The 24,124-nt window shown below is 51.1% G+C and carries 20 protein-coding genes and 1 pseudogene; 9 read left to right on the top strand and 12 right to left on the bottom strand.

All coding sequences use genetic code 11. The features are described 5' to 3' along the window. Positions 1 to 9: 9 nt before the first annotated feature. The 7 genes and pseudogenes from A7098_RS21680 to ygiW all read right to left on the bottom strand — a co-directional run bounded on the left by A7098_RS21680 (position 10) and on the right by ygiW (position 9,832). Positions 10 to 2,229: a YgiQ family radical SAM protein gene (locus tag A7098_RS21680; protein WP_000095183.1), complete on the bottom strand. Its 2,220-nt coding sequence runs from the start codon at positions 2,227 to 2,229 to the stop codon at positions 10 to 12. 110 nt (positions 2,230 to 2,339) lie between these two features. Beyond that, positions 2,340 to 3,752, bottom strand: coding sequence for a cell division protein FtsP (ftsP, locus tag A7098_RS21675; protein ID WP_000059392.1), 1,413 nt, complete (start codon positions 3,750 to 3,752; stop codon positions 2,340 to 2,342). Positions 3,753 to 3,824: 72 nt separating this feature from the next. Beyond that, positions 3,825 to 4,562 (bottom strand): 1-acylglycerol-3-phosphate O-acyltransferase, encoded by a 738-nt coding sequence (gene plsC, locus A7098_RS21670; protein ID WP_000965724.1) that lies wholly within the window; start codon positions 4,560 to 4,562, stop codon positions 3,825 to 3,827. Between the two features lie 229 nt (positions 4,563 to 4,791). Beyond that, a complete protein-coding gene (gene parC / locus A7098_RS21665; RefSeq protein WP_032226284.1) occupies positions 4,792 to 7,050 on the bottom strand; it encodes a DNA topoisomerase IV subunit A in 2,259 nt (752 codons plus the stop codon). A gap of 137 nt (positions 7,051 to 7,187) precedes the next feature. Next, positions 7,188 to 8,795, bottom strand: a complete 1,608-nt coding sequence (locus A7098_RS21660; RefSeq protein WP_105281400.1) for an ABC transporter substrate-binding protein — start codon at positions 8,793 to 8,795, stop codon at positions 7,188 to 7,190. Between the two features lie 109 nt (positions 8,796 to 8,904). Beyond that, a pseudogene (locus tag A7098_RS21655) lies at positions 8,905 to 9,288 on the bottom strand (GyrI-like domain-containing protein). A 151-nt stretch (positions 9,289 to 9,439) separates the two neighbouring features. Further along, complete coding sequence (gene ygiW, locus A7098_RS21650) at positions 9,440 to 9,832, bottom strand: OB fold stress tolerance protein YgiW (protein ID WP_010347824.1); 393 nt, start codon at positions 9,830 to 9,832, stop codon at positions 9,440 to 9,442. A gap of 151 nt (positions 9,833 to 9,983) precedes the next feature. On the opposite strand from ygiW, the gene qseB reads away from it, so the two are divergent. The 4 genes from qseB (at position 9,984) to A7098_RS21630 (ending at position 13,025) form a co-directional block, all read left to right on the top strand. Then, positions 9,984 to 10,643 (top strand): quorum sensing response regulator transcription factor QseB, encoded by a 660-nt coding sequence (gene qseB / locus A7098_RS21645; protein ID WP_001221481.1) that lies wholly within the window; start codon positions 9,984 to 9,986, stop codon positions 10,641 to 10,643. Further along, entirely contained in the window at positions 10,640 to 11,989 is a 1,350-nt protein-coding gene (qseC, locus tag A7098_RS21640; protein WP_105281399.1) for a quorum sensing histidine kinase QseC, read from the top strand. Before qseB ends, qseC begins: the two co-directional genes overlap by 4 nt. Positions 11,990 to 12,098: 109 nt before the next feature. Next, a complete protein-coding gene (gene mdaB, locus A7098_RS21635) occupies positions 12,099 to 12,680 on the top strand; it encodes an NADPH:quinone oxidoreductase MdaB (RefSeq protein WP_032226298.1) in 582 nt (193 codons plus the stop codon). 30 nt (positions 12,681 to 12,710) lie between these two features. After that, positions 12,711 to 13,025: a putative quinol monooxygenase gene (locus tag A7098_RS21630; protein WP_032226299.1), complete on the top strand. Its 315-nt coding sequence runs from the start codon at positions 12,711 to 12,713 to the stop codon at positions 13,023 to 13,025. Positions 13,026 to 13,072: 47 nt separating this feature from the next. Here the strand turns inward: A7098_RS21630 and parE are convergent, their stop codons facing one another. From parE to nudF, 5 genes are read right to left on the bottom strand one after another with little or no spacing between them, the layout of a single operon-like run. Then, entirely contained in the window at positions 13,073 to 14,965 is a 1,893-nt protein-coding gene (gene parE / locus A7098_RS21625) for a DNA topoisomerase IV subunit B (protein WP_105281398.1), read from the bottom strand. 28 nt (positions 14,966 to 14,993) lie between these two features. Next, the gene (gene yqiA, locus A7098_RS21620; protein ID WP_000105733.1) at positions 14,994 to 15,575 is read right to left on the bottom strand and encodes an esterase YqiA; all 582 of its coding nucleotides are present in this window, start codon (positions 15,573 to 15,575) and stop codon (positions 14,994 to 14,996) included. Next, positions 15,575 to 16,402: a 3',5'-cyclic-AMP phosphodiesterase gene (cpdA, locus tag A7098_RS21615; protein ID WP_105281397.1), complete on the bottom strand. Its 828-nt coding sequence runs from the start codon at positions 16,400 to 16,402 to the stop codon at positions 15,575 to 15,577. Before cpdA ends, yqiA begins: the two co-directional genes overlap by 1 nt. Positions 16,403 to 16,426: 24 nt before the next feature. Next, positions 16,427 to 16,849 carry a DUF1249 family protein gene (locus A7098_RS21610; RefSeq protein WP_000833387.1) on the bottom strand — a complete coding sequence of 141 codons (423 nt, stop codon included), beginning with the start codon at positions 16,847 to 16,849 and terminating at the stop codon, positions 16,427 to 16,429. Beyond that, positions 16,850 to 17,479: an ADP-ribose diphosphatase gene (nudF, locus tag A7098_RS21605; protein WP_000917117.1), complete on the bottom strand. Its 630-nt coding sequence runs from the start codon at positions 17,477 to 17,479 to the stop codon at positions 16,850 to 16,852. A gap of 205 nt (positions 17,480 to 17,684) precedes the next feature. Here nudF and tolC point away from each other — a divergent pair, with 205 nt between their 5' ends. From tolC to A7098_RS21575, 5 genes are all read left to right on the top strand, one after another. Continuing rightward, positions 17,685 to 19,166 (top strand): outer membrane channel protein TolC, encoded by a 1,482-nt coding sequence (gene tolC, locus A7098_RS21600; RefSeq protein ID WP_105281396.1) that lies wholly within the window; start codon positions 17,685 to 17,687, stop codon positions 19,164 to 19,166. A 147-nt stretch (positions 19,167 to 19,313) separates the two neighbouring features. Beyond that, positions 19,314 to 19,985 carry a DUF1190 family protein gene (locus A7098_RS21590; protein ID WP_000831543.1) on the top strand — a complete coding sequence of 224 codons (672 nt, stop codon included), beginning with the start codon at positions 19,314 to 19,316 and terminating at the stop codon, positions 19,983 to 19,985. Between the two features lie 5 nt (positions 19,986 to 19,990). Continuing rightward, positions 19,991 to 21,151, top strand: coding sequence for a glutathionylspermidine synthase family protein (locus A7098_RS21585; protein WP_105281395.1), 1,161 nt, complete (start codon positions 19,991 to 19,993; stop codon positions 21,149 to 21,151). Between the two features lie 483 nt (positions 21,152 to 21,634). Continuing rightward, a complete protein-coding gene (locus tag A7098_RS21580) occupies positions 21,635 to 23,431 on the top strand; it encodes an aryl-sulfate sulfotransferase (protein WP_105281394.1) in 1,797 nt (598 codons plus the stop codon). 18 nt (positions 23,432 to 23,449) lie between these two features. Continuing rightward, complete coding sequence (locus A7098_RS21575) at positions 23,450 to 24,118, top strand: thiol:disulfide interchange protein DsbA/DsbL (protein WP_000040018.1); 669 nt, start codon at positions 23,450 to 23,452, stop codon at positions 24,116 to 24,118. Positions 24,119 to 24,124 lie beyond the last annotated feature (6 nt).

Raw genomic sequence — 24,124 nt, 5'->3', positions numbered from 1 at the left:
GATGTTTTTTTAACGTCCAGTCGCCGCTTTAGGACGTTTCTTCGCACCGGCATTCATCGGGCGAGGTTGCGCAGACGGCGCTTTCTTTGCTCCAGCAGGCGTCTGGCGCTGGGTCGCCATCGGCGTATGTTTGGTCAACGCCGGACGGGTATTACGGTTCTGACGGCGAGCTTCGCGCATCTCTTCAATGGTTGGCGCAGGCACTAAGCAATCGCGACGGCTGCCAATCAGATGCTTTTTACCCATCGCTTCCAGCGCCTGGCGGATTAACGGCCAGTTTGCCGGATCGTGGTAACGCAACAACGCTTTATGCAGACGACGCTGTTTGTCACCCTTCGGCACGAAAACGTCTTCGCTCTTATAACCAATCTTCGCCAGCGGATTTTTGCCGGTGTAATACATGGTGGTTGAGTTAGCCAACGGCGACGGGTAGAAGTTCTGTACCTGGTCGAGACGGAAGCGATGTTTCTTCAGCCACAGCGCCAGATTCACCATATCTTCATCGCGTGTACCGGGGTGCGCGGAGATGAAATATGGGATCAGATACTGCTCTTTACCTGCCTGTTTCGAGTAGGTGTCGAACAGCTCTTTAAAGCGGTCATAGCTGCCCATGCCCGGCTTCATCATCTTCGACAACGGCCCTTCTTCGGTATGTTCCGGGGCAATCTTCAGATAACCACCAACGTGATGGGTTGCCAGCTCTTTGATATAGCGCGGATCTTCCACGGCGATGTCATAACGCACGCCGGAGGCAATCAGGATCTTTTTAATGCCTTTCAGATCGCGCGCGCGGCGATAGAGATTGATCGTCGGTTCGTGGTTAGTGTCCATATGCGGACAAATATCCGGGTAAACGCACGATAAACGACGGCAGGTTTGCTCGGCGCGTGGCGATTTGCAGCGCAACATATACATGTTGGCAGTTGGCCCGCCGAGATCGGAAATCACGCCCGTAAAGCCAGGAACGGTGTCGCGGATCGCTTCAATCTCATTGATGATCGAATCTTCCGAACGGCTCTGAATAATGCGCCCTTCATGCTCGGTAATAGAACAGAAAGAGCAGCCGCCAAAGCAGCCACGCATAATATTGACTGAGAAACGGATCATTTCGTAAGCCGGAATACGGGCATTACCGTAAGCCGGATGCGGCACGCGCTTGTACGGCAGCGCAAAGACGCTGTCCATCTCTTCGGTAGAAAGCGGAATAGCAGGCGGGTTGATCCACACATAGCGGTCGCCATGTTTTTGCATCAATGCGCGAGCGCAGCCTGGGTTGGTTTCGTGGTGCAAAATACGCGAAGCATGAGCGTACAGCACTTTATCGCCCTTCACTTTCTCGAAAGAAGGGAGCAACACGTAGGTTTTTTCCCACGGCTTCGGACGCGGCGGCTGCACGGTTACGGCTTTGGCTTCTTGTTTTTTCGGAGCCACCGGTTTGTTATCCGCACACGGCAAATCTTCGCCATACGGATGCGGAATCGGGTCGATTTTCCCCGGTGTATCAAGGCGAGTAGAATCCACGCCGCTCCAGCCAGGCAGCGCCTCTTTCACGATAATCGCGGTATTACGTACATCGCGGATTTCGCTAATCGGCTCGCCCATCGCCAAACGGTGTGCCACTTCCACCAGCGGACGCTCACCGTTACCGAACATCAGCATGTCTGCTTTGGAATCCACCAACACGGAACGGCGCACGGTATCAGACCAGTAATCATAATGTGCGGTACGGCGCAGGCTGGCTTCAATACCGCCGAGGATCACCGGCACATCTTTCCACGCCTCTTTACAACGCTGGGTATAAACCAGTGTGGCGCGATCCGGTCGCTTACCCGCGACGTTATCCGGCGTGTAGGCATCGTCATGACGTAAACGGCGATCGGCGGTATAGCGGTTGATCATCGAATCCATGTTGCCAGCAGTAACACCAAAAAACAGATTCGGTTTACCCAGACGCATAAAGTCGTCTTTGCTGCTCCAGTCCGGTTGGGCGATGATCCCGACACGAAAGCCCTGCGCTTCCAGCATACGACCGCAAATCGCCATCCCAAAGCTTGGGTGATCGACATACGCGTCGCCAGTAACCAAAATGATGTCGCAGCTATCCCAGCCAAGTTGATCCATCTCTTCACGAGACATCGGCAAAAACGGTGCCGGTCCAAAACAGGCGGCCCAGTACTGCGGCCAGGAGAATAGGTCGCGATCCGGTTGGATCAGGGAGATAGAGCTCATTTTGCTTCCAGAAATGATAAAAAAATAATCAAAGGCCGGGGATTATAAGCCGGAACGAAAGAGAAATCGAAAGGTATTCCATACTCGCCCTCCCAGGGCGAGTATGAAGATTACGGTACTGGATTGACCAGCAACTGCCCAATAGAGCCGCGATCCGCCATTTCCAGTGTCTGGCTACCAAAGTAAAACGGGAAATGCGCCCAGGAAGGCTGGCCGTAATAAACAAGCAGTTCCACTTGTCCATCAACCCAGACGGTATCTTTCCAGCCTCTGTCTTCCGGGAATGGCATTGCGCCATTAACATTACGGATCTGGAACATCACACCTTCAATATGGAATGATTGCGGTTCATCCGCGCGTACCGTCCAGCGTTCCCACGTTCCCTGCTGGGCAGCAACGTCAATGCGGTTAACGTCCCATAACTGCCCGTTGATGCCGGGATCATCGCCCAGGCTAATATCACGGCTGCGAATCGGCGAACCAGCCATTATTTCGGTCGGCAGCAGGCGCATCGGCAGGCTGTCAGTCACCAGCGGCAGAAGGCCGGTCGGGCGCAGCGTTAGCACCAGCGTAGAAACCAGAATGCTGGACGGCTCAAAGAAACCGCGAATACGATCAACAATGCTCGCCGCTTCGCCACAGGTGATCGACACTTCATCACCGTTGCTCATATCCACCAGTATTTCACGGCGTTCGCCCGGTGCCAGCGAAAGCTGCTTCACCGATACAGGAGCAGGCAGGAATCCCTGATCGCCAGAAATCACGTGCAACGGACGACCATCGCTCATCTGCAGTTGATAGCGACGGGAGTTCGATGCGTTCAGCAGACGCAGGCGTACCCAACCGCGCGAAACTTCAACGTACGGGCTTTGTACACCGTTGACCAGCAGCGTATCGCCAACAAAGCCGCCGCTTCCCGGTTCGTTGTATTCTGGCGTACCAAAGTTATCCAGCCGTTTATCCTGGATAATGACCGGAAAATCATCCACACCATAATGGTTAGGAATGGGCAGCGACTTGCTGACTTCATCTTCCACCAGCCACATCCCGGCAAGGCCGTTATAGACCTGCTGCGCCGTGCGGTTGGGGGTATTGGCGTGATACCACAAAGTCGCAGCATTCTGGCGAATTGGCAGCACAGGCGCCCAGTCAGCGTTTGGCGACATCATGCGTGCCGGGCCGCCCATCAGTGGGCCTGGCACTTGTAATCCAGCCACTGTCATTGAGACGTTTTCTGTCAGTCGGTTGCTGTAAATCAGCTTAACATCGTCGCCCTTCCAGACGCGGATAGTCGGCCCAAGGTAGCGACCATTGATACCCCAAACCGACGCGCGCGTTCCTGGCGTAAATGACCAGTGCGCGCGCTGTACTGTCATAAATAACGGTTGCCCACGGCGAGATTCAAGCAGCGGCGGAACGGGCAGTGGTTGCTGTTGACCGGCTGCGCTTGCCTTCAGGGGGACAGCACCTGCACACAGTGCAATCCCCGATGCCTGAATGAACTGACGCCGACTGAGTGACATATTTGCTCCATGTAAAACTGGCTAAAGTAATACCGTGCAGGAAAACATCCCCGCAAAAAACAGATTGCCGACTTAAACTTTTCCGGCGGCTTCGCGCTCTGCGACTTCTTTATCGAGCTCGGCGATTTTTTGTTCCATTATCGAACGACAATGAGCAGCCAGCTCGCGAACCTGATCTTTACCATATTGACTGATGTCAATCGGCGGCAGCATTTCTACGATCACTAAACCATTATTCAGTCGATTAAGATTAATCTTATTCGAAGTCGTGGAAACACACACGGGAATAATCGGGACGCCTGCCGCAATTGCCGCATGGAATGCCCCAGTTTTAAACGGCAGCAGGCCGCGACCACGGCTACGCGTTCCTTCCGGGAACATCCAGATGGAAATACGGCGTTTTTTGAAGTGGTTCACGACTTCCGCGATGGTGCCATGCGCCTTAGTACGGTTGTTTCTGTCGATCAATAAGTTGCCGGTTAACCAGTACAACTGCCCAAAGAAGGGGATCCACAGCAAACTCTTTTTACCCACTGTGACCGTCGGTGGCTGCACGATGTTCGATGCTGTCACCATGTCATAGTTGTTCTGGTGGTTAGCAATATAGATAGCATTACCATAGCTTTCAGCATCAGCAGGTTTGCGGCACTCAACTTTCAGCCCATATAGCGGCGCAAGGCGCCCAAACATATGCCCGAAGGTGGCTACATGCTTTGGATTTCGCGGGCTGAAAAGGCAGTAAATGGAGCCGAAAACACAGACTAAGATGCTGTAAATAACGGTAATAATAAGACGAAAGATATATAGCATAACACCCTCTGAAGATCTGAGAGACTGGCATTGTACGTCACCTGAAATCAGGTTAGGGCATTGTTAAAAGCCGCTCTCTGGAAAAGCGTATTGTTAATCGCAACGCATGAATAAACAACGGTTTCAAGGGAATTTTTATCGTTTCCGGGGGGTGAATACGCTGCCGGATGACGACTTAACGTTTCATCCGGCATTCCTTGCAAACGGGAGAAAGCCCCCCTCCGGCATATTACTCTTCGCTATCGCCGCTGCTGGCGCGGTGAGGGGAGTCAATCTCGACACGGTCGATACGCTGTAAACCGCGCATCAAGGTGCCACGGCGACCACGCTCACCAGTCACTTTCAGCAACTCTTCCGGGCGCAGTTTAATTTTGCGTTTCCCGACATGAATAGTCAGAGTGCTCTGCGGCGGCAGTACATACAGGTGTGCCAGACCATCCTCGCCTCGCGCGGCTTCTGCCGACGGGATGTTGATGATCTTGTTACCTTTACCCTTCGACAGTTGCGGAAGCTCGCTTACCGGGAACATCAACATGCGTCCTGCCAGGGTGATAGCCAGTAGCATATCAGAAGCATCTTCAATCACTACTGGCGGCATAACATGCGCATTTTCAGGTAAGGTAATCAACGCTTTACCAGCACGGTTACGGGCAACAAGATCATTAAAGGTGCAGACGAATCCGTAGCCAGCATCGGAAGCCATCAACAGTTTCTTATCGTCGCTTTCCATAAGCATGTGATCAACTGTGGCACCTGGCGGTAACGTCAGTTTACCGGTGAGTGGTTCGCCCTGACCACGCGCCGACGGCAGCGTAATCGGGTCGATGGCGTAGCTACGGCCGGTAGAATCAACAAATACCACCGGTTGGTTGCTCTTGCCTTTCACCGCCGCTTTGAAGCTATCGCCCGCTTTATAGTTCAGGCCTGGTGCGTCGATGTCATGGCCTTTGGCGCTGCGTACCCAGCCCATCTGTGACAGCACAATGGTAACGGGTTCAGACGGCAGCATGTCGTGCTCGCTCATCGCTTTCGCTTCTTCGCGTTCCTGCAACGGCGAACGGCGATCGTCGCCGTAGGCCTGTGCGTCGGCCTGTAGCTCTTTCTTCAGCAGGTTATTCATCTTGCGCTCGGAAGCCAGAATGCTCTGCAACTGGTCACGCTCTTTTTCCAGTTCGTTCTGCTCACCGCGAATCTTCATCTCTTCCAGTTTGGCGAGATGACGCAGTTTCAGTTCGAGGATCGCTTCCGCCTGGGTTTCCGTAATGCCAAAACGCGACATCAGTGCCGGTTTCGGTTCATCTTCATTACGAATGATCTCAATCACTTCGTCGATATTGAGAAACGCCACCAGCAAACCTTCAAGAATATGCAGGCGCTTGAGGACTTTCTCCAGACGATAATTGAGACGGCGGCGCACGGTATCGCGACGGAACACCAGCCATTCGGAGAGGATTTCCAGCAGGTTTTTCACCGCCGGACGCCCATCCAGACCAATCATATTGAGGTTAATACGATAGCTCTTTTCCAGATCGGTCGTGGCAAACAGATGATTCATCACCTGATCCATATCCACACGATTAGAACGCGGCACAATCACCAGACGTGTCGGATTCTCGTGGTCAGATTCATCGCGCAGATCGTCAACCATCGGCAGCTTTTTGTTGCGCATTTGCGCAGCAATTTGCTCCAGTACGCGAGCGCCAGAAACCTGATGCGGTAAGGCGCTGATCACTACCGCGCCATCTTCTTTCTTCCACACCGCGCGCATACGCACAGAACCACGACCGTTCTCGTAAATTTTACGGATTTCGGCGCGGGAGGTGATGATTTCCGCTTCAGTCGGGTAGTCTGGGCCCTGCACGATATCCAGCAACTGGTCGAGCGTGGTTTTCGGCTGGTCGATTAACGCGATTGCCGCCTGTGCGACTTCACGCAGGTTATGTGGCGGAATGTCCGTCGCCATCCCGACAGCAATACCGGTGGTGCCGTTAAGCAAAATATTCGGCAGGCGGGCAGGCAGCATTTTCGGCTCCTGCAACGTGCCGTCGAAGTTTGGCACCCAGTCCGCCGTCCCTTGCCCCAGCTCACTCAGTAACAGCTCAGAATATTTCGACAGGCGGGATTCGGTATAACGCATTGCCGCGAACGATTTCGGATCGTCCGGTGCCCCCCAGTTTCCCTGCCCATCAACCAGCGGATAACGGTAAGAAAACGGCTGAGCCATTAGTACCATCGCTTCATAGCAGGCGCTGTCACCGTGCGGATGGTATTTACCCAGTACGTCACCCACAGTACGGGCCGATTTTTTAAATTTGGCGGTAGCATTCAGACCCAGTTCTGACATCGCATACACAATGCGGCGCTGAACAGGTTTCAGACCATCACCAATAAACGGCAACGCACGATCCATGATGACGTACATGGAGTAGTTTAAGTAGGCGTTTTCCGTAAATTCATGTAGCGCAAGGCGCTCTGCCATATCGCTCATTAATTCTGATTCCTCAACTTATTCGCCAGCCTTCAAAGGGGCAATATTGCCGGAGATACTACATTATCTGTCGCGTCGAGTCACAGGAGATCAGTGTGAATAGTGCCGCCGGACGTGCTCCGACGGCGATAAAGGCATCAATGTGCCTTGATATACAACTCTTTGCTGTAGACATAATCCTGGGGATTATGCAGCGGGAAACCGCCAACGTAAGGTTTAAGCAGTTTGATCAGTGGCTGATAGTAGACAGGAATGAGCGGTGCCTGCTGGTTGATAATGGCCTCTGCCTGTTGATACAGCGCATTACGCTTTGTCGCGTCAGTGGTCTGAGCGGCCTGGTTTAGTAACGCGTCATACTTTGCGTTTTTCCAGTGACCGACGTTCTCTTCACTATCGCTTTTAAGCGTGTTCAGGAAGCTGGATGCATCATTATATGTCGCATCCCACGACTGCCGCGACAACATGAAATCACCACTACGCCGGGCATCGAGATACGTTTTCCACTCCATCGTGCGCAGCGTCACCTGTGCGCCAAGCCATTTTTTCCATTCGGAAGACAAGGCTATCGCCGTTTTTTCATGCAGATCGTACTTGTTGTAGAACAGTTCAAAGCGTAGCGGATGAGAGGCGTCGTATCCCGCCTGTTTCAGCAAGGCTTTTGCCATCGCAACGCGCTCACCCATTGGCTTTTGCAGTTCCTCAAACGTTGGCACACGAAACCCTTCTACCTCTGTCGGCGTCAATGTTGTTGCTGGCGTTCGTAGCCCAAGTATCTTTTGCGCGATTAGCGGCCTGTCAACCGTAAGATACAATGCCCGCCGCACACGGGCATCATCAAACGGCGGTTTCCGGGTGTTGAAGTTGTAATATTCGCTGTTCAGGCGAGGGATTATCCGCAGCTCGCCAGGCAGTGATTTTTCGATTGCAGGAATTTGCTGCGCCGGAACCCAGGTGAGATCAACCTCTCCCGCGCGATAGCGGTTATAACCGGTGACCGAATTATCCAGCGCCAGATACTCAACCTGCTGTAAGACAGTATGCTCGGCATCGCGGTATTCCGGATTTTTTCGGGCTGTAATCTTTTCGTTAACTACCCATTTATCAAGAACAAAAGCACCGTTGTAAACCATATGTTCTGGCTTACTCCAGCTATCGCCATACTTCGCAATCACATGATGCGGAACCGGAAACAGCGTCGGCCAGGCGAGCATGGTCGTGAACCAGGGAACGGGCTGCTCAAGCGTGACTTCAAGAGTGCGGTCATCGGTAGCCTTCACACCCAGCGATGCAACATCCGCTTTGCCTTTCACAATAGCCGCTGCATTTTTAATATGCGCCTGCGCCAGATAGCCGGCAAAAGGGCTTGCCGTTTTGGGGTCAACCGCGCGCTGCCAGCCGAGGACAAAATCCTGTGCCGTTAAGGGCTGACCATCAGACCACTGTAAGCCGTGACGTAAATGGAAAACATAGCGTTTGCCGCTATCTGCCACCTCCCATGATTCGGCCTGAGCGGGTTGCACTTTGCCTTCACTGTCTATCCATACCAGACCTTCAAACAGATCCAGCACAATCTGCGCAGCAGTATTCTCCTCAACCTTTTGCGGGTCGAGCGTACCGGGGTCGCTATGATTGTTGTAACGAAAGACTTGCTGTGGGGCGAGCGGTGTGTTGGCGGGAATGTCAGCAGCATAGAGAGGAGCCGCACTTACCAGGCTGACCAGCCATAATAAATTTCGCGTATACATGGTATTCCTTACCGAAGAAATTATAAGCCCGACAACAATACGCCTGTGACATTGTTAGCTCAAACTTATCGCGAGTGATTTGGCTCACACTCCGGTAAAGATTCCCCCATCACGCCAACGGCACATAGACATCCGTTTCCAGCCGCTGCTCTGACATCCCTTCAGCCAGATTAGTGTAGTGAAACAGTATCGGCGCTTTACGTATTTTCTCGCCGCTTTCAGGCAGTCATTGACGAATGATGCCCCATACCGTGCGCGAAATATCGTCCAGTTCGCCAACGTGACGAGCCACGGCATAACGTCCTCCATCAAGCTCACTATTACTCACGCCATAACGATTCTCCGGAATCGCTTCGCTAACGCTGCCGCAGATATCAAAGCGAAACGCTTCCGGCGCGGTGCTTGCAGGGTCGTCCCAGGCAACACCAAATGTCTGGCTTTGGTTAACAGGAGAAAGCCCCGTCTCTTTGCGCCACATGATAAATTTCGCCACGCTATAGTTGAGCTACTCAGGGCTACAGCGATGCGGCAACAAAGCCACGCGGGTTGAAGGGAAATTGATGATGTTCACGTCCAGTGTCAGGTTTGTCATTTTGCCTCCCTGCGAAATTATTCCCGGGAACGCGTCCCGGGAGCGGTAACAATTACGGATTCACTTTACGAATCTGTTTAACGTCGATCTCAACAGAGTTCCAGTCTTTATCGACCTCCCCCTGAATCTCAACCGTATCTTTCGGTGTAACAGTCACACCGTTCCAGCGTTTGTGGTCGATATCGACATTGATAGTACCGCTGGCATCTTTGAACACGTAGAGATCGTCAGAGATGCGTTCAACGATATTGCCGCGCAGGGTTACCCAGGTATCATCACGCAGGGATTTTGCGTTTTCTACGTTAGTTACACTACCGTTCGGCCCCTGAAATCCTCCGGTCTGACTTTGTGTTGCCGATGGGCCAGAAAAACCACCCTGCTCTGCTGCCATAACTGGTGCGCTACACAGAGCCATTACTGCAATTACTGCTGCTAATTTTTTCATGTTTGTTACTCCCTTTAATGTCTGTTTTCGAGCATTAAACAAGATACTCCTTAACAACTTCTTAAGAAAAAAAAAGAAAATTTAGTACTGTACAGAGCACGTTACAACACGGTTTACTGGCAACGAATACAGCTATCGCAGGGATGAAAAGATGCGAATTTTACTGATAGAAGATGACATGCTGATTGGCGACGGCATCAAAACAGGTCTTAGTAAGATGGGCTTTAGTGTTGACTGGTTTACGGAAGGTCGTCAGGGAAAAGAGGCGCTTTATAGCGCACCTTATGACGCAGTAATCCTTGATCTAACCTTACCAGGAATGGATGGTCGCGATATTTTGCGCGAATGGCGGGATAAAGGTCAGCGTGAACCGGTACTGATCCTGACCGCGCGCGACGCCCTGGCGGAACGCGTAGAAGGTTTGCGTCTGGGCGCCGACGATTATCTGTGTAAACCTTTTGCCTTAATAGAAGTCGCTGCCAGGCTGGAAGCACTGATGCGTCGAAGCAACGGGCAAGCCAGCAATGAGTTACATCACGGTAACGTAATGCTCGACCCCGGCAAACGTATTGCCACTCAGGCTGGCGAACCCTTAACGCTGAAGCCAAAAGAATTTGCCCTGCTGGAATTACTGATGCGTAACGCTGGTCGGGTACTGCCGCGCAAATTGATTGAAGAAAAACTGTACACCTGGGACGAAGAGGTCACCAGCAATGCCATCGAAGTGCATGTGCATCATCTGCGACGTAAGCTCGGCAGCGACTTTATTCGCACCGTTCACGGTATTGGCTACACATTAGGTGAGAAATGAAATTTACCCAACGCCTTAGTCTGCGAGTCAGACTGACGCTGATCTTTTTGATTCTGGCCTCGGTGACCTGGCTTGTCTCCAGCTTTGTCGCCTGGAAACAAACAATGGATAATGTCGATGAGTTATTCGATACCCAGTTGATGCTGTTTGCCAAACGGTTAAGTACGCTCGATCTTAACGAAATCAATGCGGCAGATCGTATGGCGCAAACACCGAATAAATTAAAACACGGTCACGTAGATGATGATGCGCTGACCTTTGCAGTCTTTACTCACGACGGCAACATGGTTCTTAACGATGGCGATAATGGAGAAGATATTCCCTACAGCTATCAACGGGAAGGTTTTGCTAATGGGCAACTGGTAGGTGAAGACGATCCCTGGCGTTTTGTCTGGATGACGTCACATGATGGTAAATATCGCATCGTTGTTGGCCAGGAGTGGGAATACCGTGAAGACATGGCACTGGCGATTGTCACTGGACAGCTCATTCCCTGGCTTATCGCGCTGCCTATCATGTTGATCATCATGATGGTACTACTGGGCCGTGAACTCTCGCCACTAAACAAACTGGCGCTGGCGCTACGTATGCGCGATCCTGACTCGGAAAAACCGCTCAACGCTGACGGTGTACCCAACGAAGTGCGTCCGCTGGTCGAGTCGCTGAATCAACTTTTCGACCGTACACATGCGATGATGGTTCGTGAACGACGCTTTACCTCCGATGCCGCTCACGAACTGCGTAGCCCGTTAACGGCGCTGAAAGTACAAACCGAAGTCGCACAGCTTTCCGACGACGATCCGCAGGCACGGAAAAAAGCACTGATACAGTTACATTCCGGGATCGATCGCGCCACCCGCCTTGTTGATCAACTGCTCACACTATCGCGGCTCGACTCGCTGGATAACCTTCAGGACGTCGCGGAGATCCCACTTGAAGATCTCCTGCAATCGTCGGTAATGGATATTTACCACACGGCGCAACAGGCGAAAATTGACGTGCGGCTGACGCTCAATACACAGGGCATCAAACGCACCGGACAACCGCTATTGCTAAGTTTGCTGGTACGAAATCTGCTGGATAACGCCGTGCGCTACAGTCCACAGGGCAGCGTGGTGGACGTCACGCTGAATGCCGATAATTTCATCGTAAGGGATAACGGTCCCGGTGTAACGCCAGAGGCACTGGCGCGAATTGGCGAACGTTTCTATCGCCCACCAGGACAAACCGCCACCGGCAGTGGGCTTGGGCTGTCGATTGTCCAGCGGATCGCCAAATTGCATGGCATGAATGTTGTGTTTGGGAATGCGAAACAAGGTGGATTTGAGGCGAAAGTAAGCTGGTAGTGGTGGTATTGTTGCTAAATTCGCAAAAGACTTTGCACATTTTGCTAATTTCACCGTACCGCTCTGTGACGTACTATAGTCGGCAAACGTCTCACCTTGAGGATAAAAAATGAGCAATATCCTGATTATCAACGGCGCGAAAAAATTCGCCCACTCCAATGGTCAACTGAACGACACCCTGACCGAAGTCGCGGATGGCACGCTGCGCAACCTCGGGCATGATGTCCGCATCGTTCGCGCCGACAGCGACTACGATGTCAAAGCCGAAGTACAAAACTTTCTCTGGGCTGATGTGGTTATCTGGCAGATGCCAGGCTGGTGGATGGGCGCGCCGTGGACGGTGAAAAAATACATTGATGATGTGTTCACCGAAGGTCACGGTACGCTGTATGCCAGCGATGGTCGTACCCGCAAAGATCCGTCGAAAAAATACGGCTCTGGCGGCCTGGTGCAGGGCAAAAAATATATGCTTTCCCTGACCTGGAACGCACCAATGGAAGCCTTCACTGAAAAAGATCAGTTCTTCCACGGCGTCGGCGTTGACGGCGTGTATCTGCCGTTCCATAAAGCAAACCAATTCCTCGGCATGGAACCGCTGCCGACATTTATCGCTAATGACGTGATAAAAATGCCTGATGTTCCCCGCTATACCGAAGAATATCGCAAGCATCTTGTGGAAATTTTTGGTTAACTAGAGCTCTGGCTTTAGAAGGAGTTAACCATGCTTACAGTAATCGCTGAAATCCGTACTCGTCCTGGCCAACATCACCGTCAGGCGGTATTGGATCAGTTTGCTAAAATCGTACCAATAGTACTGAAGGAAGAAGGTTGCCACGGCTATGCGCCGATGGTGGATTGCGCTGCTGGCGTGAGTTTCCAGTCTATGGCACCGGACTCTATCGTGATGATTGAGCAGTGGGAAAGCATTGCCCATCTTGAAGCGCATTTGCAGACGCCACACATGAAAGCGTACAGCGAAGCCGTAAAAGGCGATGTGCTGGAAATGAATATTCGTATTCTGCAACCGGGGATTTAATCCTGCCTTGTTTGCCCGGCCATCCTGACCGGGCAATGTTCTTTCTTTTAAACCTCAATCTCCGCCATATCGCCTTTCTCTTGCAACCAGTTACGGCGGTCTTCCGAGCGTTTCTTCGCCAGCAGCATGTCCATCATCGCGTCAGTACGCTGATCGTCTTCATCATCAATGGTTAACTGCACCAGACGGCGAGTATTCGGATCAAGCGTAGTTTCGCGCAATTGCATAGGGTTCATTTCCCCCAGCCCTTTAAAACGCTGAACGTTCGGCTTGCCTTTCTTGCGTTTTAATTGCTCAAGTACGCCCTCTTTCTCTTCTTCTGTCAGCGCGTAATAGACCTCTTTACCCAGATCAATACGGTAGAGCGGTGGCAGAGCAACGTAAACGTGACCATGTTTCACTAGCGTGCGGAAGTGTTTTACAAACAGCGCGCAGAGCAGCGTGGCAATGTGCAGGCCATCGGAGTCCGCATCCGCGAGGATACAGATCTTGCCGTAACGTAGCTGGCTAAGATCATCGCTGTCAGGATCAATACCGATCGCAACCGAAATATCGTGCACTTCCTGCGAGGCCAGTACTTCATCGGAAGAGACTTCCCAGGTGTTAAGAATCTTACCTTTCAACGGCATGATCGCCTGATATTCACGATCGCGCGCCTGCTTGGCGGATCCGCCTGCGGAGTCCCCTTCCACGAGGAACAGTTCGGTACGGTTAAGATCCTGCGCGGTGCAGTCAGCCAGTTTGCCAGGCAGCGCCGGGCCGCTGGTCAGCTTTTTACGTACCACTTTTTTGGCGGCACGCATACGACGCTGGGCGTTGGAAATCGCCATCTCAGCAAGTAGTTCCGCCGCCTGGACGTTCTGGTTCAGCCACAGGGTGAAGGCATCTTTAACCACGCCAGAAACGAATGCTGCACATTGACGCGAAGAGAGACGCTCTTTGGTCTGCCCGGCAAACTGCGGATCCTGCATTTTTACTGACAACACATATGCGCAGCGATCCCAGATATCTTCCGCCGACAGTTTCACGCCGCGCGGCAGAATGTTGCGGTATTCGCAAAACTCACGCATCGCATCCAGCAAGCCCTGACGCAGACCGTTAACGTGCGTACCGCCCTGCATCGTTGGGATCAGGTTGACGTAGCTTTCGGTCAGCAGTTCACCGCCTTCCGGTAGCCACAGTAGTGCCCAGTCAACCGCTTCAGTATCGCCAGCGAAATTACCGATAAACGGTTTTTCCGGCAGTGTCGGTAAACCGTTTACCGCTTCCGCCAGGTAATCGTTCAGACCGTCCTGATAGCACCAGCGTTGCTCAGTGTTGTTGATCTCATCTTTAAAGGTGATCTCAACGCCGGGGCACAGTACTGCTTTGGCTTTCAGTACATGTGTAAGCCGGGAAACAGAAAAGCGTGGGCTGTCAAAGAAGGTTTCATCCGGCCAGAAGTGCACGCTGGTGCCGGTATTGCGTTTACCGCAAGTGCCGACGACCTGCAAATCCTGTACCTTTTCGCCATTTTCAAACGCGATGTTATAAATCTGGCCATCGCGGCGCACGTTGACTTCTACGCGCTTCGACAAGGCGTTAACCACCGAAATCCCCACGCCATGCAGGCCGCCAGAGAACTGGTAATTTTTGTTAGAGAATTTACCGCCTGCGTGCAGACGGCAAAGAATCAGTTCAACCGCCGGTACACCCTCTTCAGGGTGAATATCCACCGGCATCCCGCGACCATCGTCAATCACTTCTAACGACTGGTCAGCATGTAAAATTACATCCACGCGTTTTGCGTGACCCGCCAGTGCTTCATCGACACTGTTATCAATAACTTCTTGCCCCAAATGGTTAGGGCGAGTGGTATCGGTATACATCCCCGGACGGCGGCGAACCGGCTCAAGCCCGGTGAGTACCTCAATGGCATCAGCGTTATAAGTTTGCGTCATGGTTTAAGTTAGCAATTCGAGTTGATCGTCAGAGATGGTGCAGACCAAGAAAATCGACGATCGGGTTGAAATAATCTTCGAAGCCCGTGAATGCGTGGTTGCCGCCTTCTATTACAGTCTGGCGGCAGGAAGCGTAGTACGCCACCGCCTGGCGGTAATCCAGCACTTCATCTCCCGTCTGTTGCAGCAGCCAGATAAGATCCGGCGCTTCCAGCGGGTCAATCTGCATGACTTTGAGATCGTAAATATGGCGTGACTCTAGCACATATTGCTGCCCGGTGTAGGGGTTCTCGTTCTGACCGAGATAGTCTGTTAGCAATTCAAACGGGCGCACCGCCGGGTTTACCACCACTGCGGGCAACATAAAACATTGCGACAACCAGGTGGCGTAGTAACCCCCCAGTGATGAACCGACGATACCCAGCGAATCGCCGCCATGTTCCAGGACAATGGATTCCAGCAGTTCTGCCGCATCGGAAGGATACGGCGGCAACTGCGGAATAATCATCTCAACGTCAGGGTGATGTTCCGCCAGCCAGTTTTTCAACAAGCTCGCTTTTGCAGAACGCGGCGAGCTGTTGAAACCGTGTAAATAAAGAAGCGTAGACATCAGTAACCTTCTGAAGCGGTATCAGGTTGGAAACGCGTGTCCGCAAGGCGGTGCACTTCGGTAGTCAGCGTGCCATCAGCATGTAACTCCAGCGTACGCCAGCCGGGAGCAATGGTGTCCAGCGTGAAGTTGGAACAGTGTGGTTTAAATTGTACACAGGTCGACGGCGTTGCCATCAGGCGGCGCCTGTTCCAGTCGAGATCGAGTTCCTGATGAATATGACCACACAGCAGATATTTGACGTGCGGAAACTTCGCCAGCACATTATCCAGTTCACCTGCGTTACGCAGACTGTGTTGGTCGAGCCAGCTACAGCCTGCAGGCAGCGGATGATGGTGCAGTAGCAGCAACGTATGGCGCTCTGGCGCATCGGCCAGTTTTCGCTCCAGCCAATCAAGCTGAAACTCGCTCAATTCGCCGTGCGGTACGCCAAACACCTGGCTATCCAGCAGCAAGATTTGCCATTGCTCACCGATAAACACACGCTTCGCCGGGGAAATACCCGCATCCTGTAACGCGCTGTACATCGCAGGCTGGAAATCATGGTTTCCCGGCAGCCAGACGCAGGGCGCACGAAAGCTTGCGATGCCTTCCGCAAAGTGCAGATAGGCCGCAGCAGTTTGATCCTGCGCTAAATCACCTGTCGCGACAATCAGGTCGAATTCGTGCTGGTGTGGACGAATCGCCTCCAGCACAGCCTGGTAGCTCTCCCAGGTGTTTACCCCCAACAGGGCTTCGTGCTTTTGTGCAAACAGGTGAGTGTCGGTAATTTGTAAAATCCTGACTCTGGCCTCACCAGCCAGAGGAAGGGTTAACAGGCTTTCCAAATGGTGTCCTTAGGTTTCACGACGCTAATAAACCGGAATCGCCATCGCTCCATGTGCTAAACAGTATCGCAACCAATCCGCTAAAAACTGATTAATTTGATGCTTTTCGTCGCGTTGATGCAACTTTTTATTAGGATAATCATACCGCGCTTTGAAGCGAAAAATCTGCTGGCTTGAACACACTTCAGCCACCATCGCGTCATGATACAGACGCACCGTCATTGACGGAAGGCTCCAGTAACTGATCGCAGGCGCAGTCTGTTCTATTGTCACCAGGGTAGTGTATCGGGTCGATTCCACTATCGTTAGCCGATAATGTGCGTTTGCCACCTGATAGCTTATAGTTTCGCCGGGTGCATCATTGCGCGGTAACAAACGGCGCAATTGTGAAAAGTTCATCTCGCACAGGCGCATCATTTCAGGAAAGTCAGGTGTGTAACGCTTCATTTATGCCCACTCATTTTTTAACGCTTGATGATGCAGTTGCAGCCATTGCAAAGCGATGACTGACGCTGCGTTGTCGATTTTCCCCTCTTCTACCCACTGGTAGGCCTGTTCCCGGCTTACCACATGAACGCGAATATCTTCGTTTTCATCAGCCAGACCGTGAATACCGCTTGCGGTCGTGGCGTCCACTTCGCCCACCATAATTGACGAACGCTCACTGGTGCCGCCTGGGCTTGCCAGGAAACTTAACACCGGTTTGGTTCGTTTGACTATCAGCCCCGCCTCTTCAATCGCTTCGCGTCGGGCGACATCTTCCACACTTTCCCCCTCTTCAATCATCCCGGCAACCATTTCCAGTAGCCAGGGCGTTTCGCTGGTGTCATACGCGGCAATCCGTATCTGCTCAATCAACACGACTTCATCACGCACTGGGTCAAAGGGTAGCAAGACTGCGGCGTGACCGCGCTCAAAAATTTCTCTGCGGACTTCATGACTCATTTGCCCGTTGAATAGACGATGACGAAACCTATAAAGATCTAATGAAAAAAAGCCGCGATAAAGTGTTTCTCGTGCAATAATTTCTACATCGTTTTTGCCAAATGTAACGGGCAGGTTGTCTGGCTTAAGCATGGTTAATGTCCTGGCACTAATAGTGAATTAAATGTGAATTTCAGCGACGTTTGACTGCCGTTTGAGCAGTCATGTGTTAAATTGAGGCACATTAATGCCCTATGGCACGTAACGCCAACCTTTTGCGGTAGCGGCTTCTGCTAGAATCCGCAATAATTTTACAGTTTGATCAGCGCTAAATACTGCTTCACCACAAGGAATGCAAATGAAGAAATTGCTCCCCATTCTTATCGGCCTGAGCCTTTCTGGGTTCAGTACGTTGAGCCAGGCCGAGAACCTGATGCAAGTTTATCAGCAAGCACGCCTTAGTAACCCGGAATTGCGTAAGTCTGCCGCCGATCGTGATGCTGCCTTTGAAAAAATTAATGAAGCGCGCAGTCCATTACTGCCACAGCTAGGTTTAGGTGCAGATTACACCTATAGCAACGGCTACCGCGACGTGAACGGCATCAACTCTAACGCAACCAGTGCATCCCTGCAGTTGACTCAGTCCATTTTCGATATGTCGAAATGGCGGGCGCTGACCTTGCAGGAAAAGGCTGCCGGTATTCAGGACGTCACCTATCAGACCGATCAACAAACCTTGATCCTCAACACTGCGACCGCTTATTTCAACGTGTTGAATGCTATTGACGTGCTTTCCTATACCCAGGCGCAAAAAGAAGCGATCTACCGTCAGTTAGATCAAACCACCCAACGTTTTAACGTGGGTCTGGTGGCGATCACCGACGTGCAGAACGCCCGCGCACAGTACGATACCGTGCTGGCGAACGAAGTGACCGCACGTAACAACCTCGACAATGCCGTTGAACAACTGCGTCAGATCACCGGTAATTACTATCCGGAACTGGCGGCCCTGAATGTCGAAAACTTCAAAACCGACAAACCACAGCCGGTTAACGCGCTGCTGAAAGAAGCAGAAAAACGCAACCTGTCGCTGTTACAGGCACGTTTGAGCCAGGATCTGGCGCGCGAGCAAATTCGCCAGGCGCAGGATGGTCACTTACCGACGCTGGATTTAACGGCTTCTACCGGGATTTCTGACACCTCTTATAGCGGTTCGAAAACCCGTGGAGCGAACAGTGCCCAGTATGACGACAGCAATATGGGTCAGAACAAAGTGGGTCTGAGCTTCTCGCTGCCGATTTATCAGGGCGGGATGGTTAACTCGCAGGTGAAACAGGCACAGTACAACTTTGTCGGTGCCAGCGAACAACTGGAAAGCGCCCACCGTAGCGTCGTGCAAACCGTGCGTTCCTCTTTCAACAACATTAATGCATCTATCAGTAGCATTAACGCTTACAAACAAGCCGTGGTTTCCGCCCAAAGCTCATTAGACGCGATGGAAGCGGGCTACTCGGTCGGTACGCGTACCATTGTTGATGTGTTGGACGCCACCACTACGCTGTACAACGCCAAACAAGAACTGGCAAATGCGCGTTATAACTACCTGATTAACCAATTGAATATTAAATCAGCTCTGGGTACGTTGAACGAGCAGGATCTGCTGGCACTAAACAATGCGCTGAGCAAACCGGTTTCCACTAACCCGGAAAACGTTGCGCCGCCAACGCCAGAACAGAATGCTATTGCTGATGGCTATGCGCCTGATAGCCCGGCACCAGTTGTTCAGCAAACATCAGCACGCACTACCACCAGTAACGGTCATAACCCTTTCCGTAACTGATGACGACGACGGGGCTTCGGCCCCGTCTGAACGTAAGGCAACGTAAAGATACGGGTTATCTGCCGCATTCTTCCCCCTTCTCGCTTCAATTTCGACCAGCCATCCTCTATTCTGATGGGTATTTACCACTGGTCCCGGAAGACAAAAATGAAACGGACAAAATCCATACGCCACGCATCGTTCCGCAAAAACTGGAGCGCACGCCATCTGACACCTGTTGCTCTCGCGGTTGCCACTGTTTTTATGCTGGCAGGCTGTGAAAAGAGTGATGAAACAGTGTCTCTGTATCAAAATGCTGATGATTGTTCAGCGGCAAACCCAGGCAAAAGTGCAGAATGCACCACTGCGTACAATAATGCGCTGAAAGAAGCGGAACGTACTGCGCCGAAATACGCCACCCGTGAAGACTGTGTTGCTGAATTTGGCGAAGGTCAATGCCAGCAGGCACCTGCTCAGGCTGGCATGGCGCCAGAAAACCAGGCGCAGGCTCAGCAATCCAGCGGTAGCTTCTGGATGCCGCTGATGGCCGGTTACATGATGGGACGTCTGATGGGCGGTGGCGCGGGCTTTGCGCAACAACCGCTGTTCTCTTCGAAAAACCCGGCCAGCCCGGCTTACGGCAAATACACTGATGCCACGGGTAAAAACTATGGCGCAGCCCAGCCAGGCCGCACCATGACCGTACCGAAAACAGCCATGGCGCCGAAACCGGCCACCACCACCACCGTTACCCGTGGCGGCTTTGGTGAATCTGTTGCCAAACAAAGCACCATGCAGCGTAGCGCAACCGGCACTTCCTCTCGTTCAATGGGCGGCTGATACCGATGGAAAGAGTCAGTATTACCGAGCGCCCGGACTGGCGCGAGAAAGCTCACGAGTACGGTTTCAATTTCCATACCATGTACGGTGAGCCGTACTGGTGTGAAGATGCTTACTACAAATTGACCCTCACCCAGGTTGAAAAGCTGGAAGAGGTCACCGCTGAACTACACCAGATGTGCCTGAAAGTGGTGGAAAAAGTGATCGCCAGCGACGAGCTGATGACCAAATTCCGCATTCCAAAACACACCTGGAGTTTTGTGCGTCAGTCATGGCTGACTCACCAGCCGTCGCTTTATTCGCGTCTTGATCTGGCGTGGGATGGCACTGGCGAACCTAAACTTCTGGAAAATAACGCCGATACGCCAACGTCACTGTATGAAGCTGCGTTCTTTCAGTGGATCTGGTTGGAAGATCAGCTTAACGCGGGCAACCTGCCGGAAGGCAGCGACCAGTTTAACAGTCTGCAAGAAAAGCTCATTGACCGTTTTGTCGAGTTGCGTGAGCAGTACGGCTTTCAGTTGCTGCATCTCACCTGCTGTCGCGACACAGTGGAAGATCGTGGCACCATTCAGTATTTGCAGGACTGCGCGACCGAAGCTGAAATCGCCACCGAGTTTCTGTACATCGACGATATCGGTTTAGGCGAAAAAGGTCAGTTCACAGATTTGCAGGATCAGGTCATCGCTAACCTGTTCAAACTGTATCCGTGGGAATTTATGCTGCGCGAAATGTTCTCCACTAAGCTTGAAGATGCTGGCGTGCGTTGGCTGGAACCGGCGTGGAAGAGCATTATCTCCAACAAGGCGCTTCTGCCGCTGCTGTGGGAGATGTTCCCGAATCACCCGAACCTGCTGCCCGCTTATTTTGCGGAAGATGATCATCCGCAAATGGAAAAATATGTGGTTAAACCGATCTTCTCCCGTGAAGGCGCAAACGTGTCGATCATTGAGAACGGTAAAACCATTGAAGCAGCGGAAGGTCCGTATGGCGAAGAAGGGATGATTGTTCAGCAATTCCATCCACTACCGAAATTTGGCGACAGTTATATGCTGATTGGAAGTTGGCTGGTGAACGATCAACCTGCCGGAATTGGGATTCGTGAAGACCGTGCATTAATCACCCAGGACATGTCACGGTTTTATCCGCATATTTTCGTTGAATAATACTGTTCAATATTGCCCCGTTTACTGGGGCAATTTATTATAATCCGCAAATCATCACTCCCACCTATATATAATCAACTACATCTATCACCTTTATTTAACATTAATTCCTAATTTAATATTAGATCGTCATATGTAAGCGATATTGTAATTAAATTAACTAATAAAAAACATAGTAACTTGTTGTTTTATATGCTTATTTATAACTTTTATTGCACCAAAAATAGATTTAATAATTAAAAAACAATGTCGCTGGGATCACACTACACAATATTGAATATTGTTATTGATATATTGCCCCCCTAGTATCGACTAAAAGAAAATATTTGTTACAGAGAAATACAAAAATCTAAATCAAGTAAAAAAGCATTTATAACAACTATTAGAAATACACTTTCATTCGTCAAATGAATTTATTAGCACCATCTCAACAGTCGATATTCATCATTATTATATATTTGCGTTATATAAGGAGATATATCCATGTTTGATAAATATAGAAAAACTCTGGTAGCCGGAGCTGTGGCGATAACTCTGGGTTTGTCAGCATCAGGGGTGATGGCAGCAGGTTTTAAACCTGCACCACCTGCCGGGCAACTCGGCGCAGTCATCGTTGATCCCTACGGTAATGCTCCTCTGACTGCTGTGGTTGATTTAGATAGTCATGTCATTTCTGACGTCAAAGTTACCGTCCACGGGAAAGGCGAAAAAGGCGTTGAAATCAGCTATCACGTGGGTCAGGAGTCACTAAAAACTTACGATGGTGTACCGATTTTTGGTCTTTACCAGAAATTTGCTAACAAAGTAACCGTTGAGTGGAAAGAAAACGGTAAGGCCATGAAAGATGATTACGTGGTGCAGACTTCCGCCATCGTCAATAATTACATGGATAACCGCTCCATCTCCAACCTACAGCAAACCAAAGTTGTTAAAGTCGCGCCAGGTTTTGAAGACCGCCTCTATCTGGTTAATACCCATACCTTTACTGCGCAAGGTTCCGACCTCCACTGGCATGGTGAGAAAGATAAAAATGCCGGGATCCTCGATGCGGGTCCGGCAACCGGCGCACTGCCTTTTGATATCGCGCCATTCACCTTTATCGTCGATACCGAAGGTGAATACCGCTGGTGGCTGGATCAAGACACCTTCTACGATGGTCGTGACCGCGATATCAACAAGCGTGGTTATCTGATGGGCATCCGCGAAACGCCACGCGGCACCTTTACCGCAGTACAGGGTCAGCACTGGTACGAGTTCGACATGATGGGTCAGGTGCTGGAAGATCATAAACTGCCGCGCGGATTCGCTGACGCCACTCATGAATCCATTGAGACGCCAAATGGCACGGTACTGTTGCGCGTAGGTAAGAGTAACTATCGTCGCGATGACGGCGTACACGTCACCACCATTCGTGACCATATCCTCGAAGTCGATAAATCTGGTCGCGTTGTCGATGTATGGGATCTGACGAAGATCCTCGATCCGAAACGCGATGCACTGCTCGGCGCGCTGGATGCAGGTGCAGTTTGCGTTAACGTTGACCTTGCCCATGCAGGACAACAGGCAAAACTGGAACCAGATACACCGTTTGGCGACGCTCTGGGTGTAGGGCCAGGCCGTAACTGGGCGCACGTTAATTCTATCGCTTATGACGCAAAAGATGACTCAATTATTCTCTCCTCTCGTCATCAGGGCGTAGTGAAGATTGGTCGTGATAAGCAAGTGAAATGGATCCTTGCGCCATCGAAAGGCTGGGAAAAACCACTGGCTAGCAAGCTGCTGAAACCAGTTGATGCTAACGGTAAACCTATTACGTGTAACGAAAACGGTCTGTGTGAAAACTCGGACTTCGATTTTACCTACACCCAACATACCGCCTGGATTTCCAGTAAAGGTACGCTCACTATCTTTGATAATGGCGACGGTCGCCATCTGGAACAACCTGCCTTACCAACCATGAAATATTCCCGCTTTGTGGAATATAAGATTGATGAGAAGAAAGGCACCGTTCAGCAAGTTTGGGAATACGGTAAAGAACGTGGCTACGATTTCTATAGCCCAATCACCTCCATCATTGAATATCAAGCCGACCGCAACACCATGTTTGGCTTCGGTGGTTCTATTCATTTGTTCGATGTCGGGCAGCCAACCGTCGGTAAGTTGAACGAAATAGATTACAAAACCAAAGAAGTGAAAGTGGAAATCGACGTGCTGTCTGATAAACCCAACCAGACTCACTATCGTGCGCTGTTAGTCCGTCCACAGCAGATGTTTAAATAATTAAGAAGGGAATAAAAAATGTCGAAATTAGGGATCTCATCACTGTTTAAAAGTGTACTGCTGACCGCAGCTCTGGCGGTTTCATTTACCGCATCTGCATTCACCGAAGGCACGGATTATATGGTTCTGGAAAAACCGATTCCGAACGCCGATAAAACGCTGATTAAAGTGTTCAGCTATGCCTGCCCGTTCTGCTACAAGTATGACAAAGCAGTGACTGGCCCTGTCTCTGAAAAAGTGAAAGATGTCGTTGCTTTCACGCCTTTTCATCTGGAAACCAAAGGTGAATACGGCAAACAAGCAAGCGAAGTCTTTGCGGTCTTGATAAATAAAGATAAAGCAGCAGGCATTTCCTTATTTGATGCTAACTCTCAGTTTAAGAAGGCCAAGTTTGCCTACTACGCGGCATATCACGACAAAAAAGAACGCTGGTCTGACGGCAAAGATCCCGCTGCCTTTATCAAAACTGGTCTGGATGCCGCAGGTATGAGCCAGGCGGATTTTGAAGCAGCACTGAAAGAGCCAGCGGTACAAGAAACACTGGAAAAATGGAAAGCCTCTTATGAAGTTGCAAAAATCCAGGGCGTTCCGGCGTATGTCGTCAACGGTAAATATCTGATCTACACCAAGAGTATTAAATCCATTGATGCAATGGCAGACCTTATCCGTGAGTTAGCAAGCAAATAACAGGGA

The organism is Escherichia sp. MOD1-EC7011 (assembly GCF_002965005.1).
GTDB classification, from domain to species: Bacteria; Pseudomonadota; Gammaproteobacteria; order Enterobacterales; family Enterobacteriaceae; genus Escherichia; species Escherichia ruysiae.
This window is presented reverse-complemented; position numbering and strand designations above follow the sequence as displayed.